We start from the raw sequence: 1490 nt of genomic DNA on the forward strand, positions 1-1490 counted from the left end.
CTGGTGTTCACCTACACGATCCAGGCCGGGCAGACCGATGCCAACGGCATCAGCCTCGACGCCAATGCGCTGAGCCTCAACGGTGGCACGATCACGGACGCCGCCGGCAATGCGGCGGCGCTGACGGCGGCCGCGGTGGCCGACAATGCGAGCTACAAGGTCGATACGGCCGCGCCGACGGTGAGCAGCGAGGCGATCACCAGCGCGACGGGGGCGCAGAACAATACGCTCAATGCCGGCGATGTGGTCAGCGTGACCGTGTCGTTCAGCGAGAGCGTCACGGTGACGGGGACGCCGCAGCTGGCCCTGAACATCGGCGGGACGCCGGTGCAGGCGAGCTACGCCTCGGGCAGCGGCAGCAGCCAGCTGGTGTTCACCTATACGATCCAGGCCGGGCAGACCGATGCCAACGGCATCAGCATCAATGCCAATGCACTGAGCCTCAACGGTGGCACGATCACGGACGCCGCCGGCAATGCGGCAGCGCTGACGGCGACCGCGGTGGCCGACAATGCCAGCTACAAGGTCGATACGGCCGCGCCGACGGTGAGCAGTGAAGCGATCACCAGCGCGACGGGGGCGCAGAACAATACGCTCAATGCCGGCGACGTCGTCAGCGTCACCGTGACGTTCAGCGAGAGCGTCACCGTGACCGGGACGCCGCAACTGGCATTGAACGTCGGCGGGACACCGGTGCAGGCCAGCTACGCTTCCGGCAGCGGCAGCAGCCAGCTGGTGTTCACCTACACGATCCAGGCCGGCCAGACCGATGCCAACGGCATCAGCATCAACGCCAACGCGCTGAGCCTGAACGGCGGCACGATCACGGACGCGGCCGGCAACGCAGCGGTGCTGACCGCGGCCGCGGTGGCCGACGATGCCAGCTACAAGGTCGATACCGCCGCGCCGACGGTGAGCAATGAAGCGATCACCAGCGCGACGGGGGCGCAGAACGGCACGCTCAATGCCGGCGACGTGGTCAGCGTCACCGTGACGTTCGGCGAGAGCGTCACGGTAACAGGGACGCCACAGCTGGCTCTGAACATCGGCGGAACGCCGGTGCAGGCCAGCTACGCTTCCGGCAGCGGCAGCACCCAGCTGGTGTTCACCTACACGATCCAGGCCGGACAGACCGATGCCAACGGCATCAGCATCGATGCCAACGCCTTGAGCCTGAACGGCGGCACGATCACGGATGCGGCCGGCAATGCCGCGGTGCTGACCGCGGCCGCGGTGGCCGACAATGCCAGCTACAAGGTCGATACCGCCGCCCCGACGGTGAGCAGCGAGGCGATCACCAGCGCGACGGGGGCGCAGAACGGCACGCTCAATGCCGGCGACGTCGTCAGCATCACGGTGTCGTTCAGCGAGAGCGTCACGGTAACAGGAACGCCGCAACTTGTCCTGAACATCGGCGGGACGCCGGTGCAGGCCAGCTACGCCTCGGGCAGCGGCGGCACCCAGCTGGTGTTCACCTACACGATCCAGGC

At 67.4% G+C, this 1490-nt stretch carries 1 protein-coding gene; it reads left to right on the forward strand.

Annotated elements, in window-relative coordinates; genetic code table 11:
* The coding region (locus tag JQ603_RS37865) for a beta strand repeat-containing protein (RefSeq protein ID WP_212348749.1) at positions 1-1490 on the forward strand (1490 nt) is incomplete at both ends.

This window comes from Bradyrhizobium liaoningense (assembly GCF_018130825.1).
Classification (GTDB): Bacteria; Pseudomonadota; Alphaproteobacteria; order Rhizobiales; family Xanthobacteraceae; genus Bradyrhizobium; species Bradyrhizobium liaoningense_B.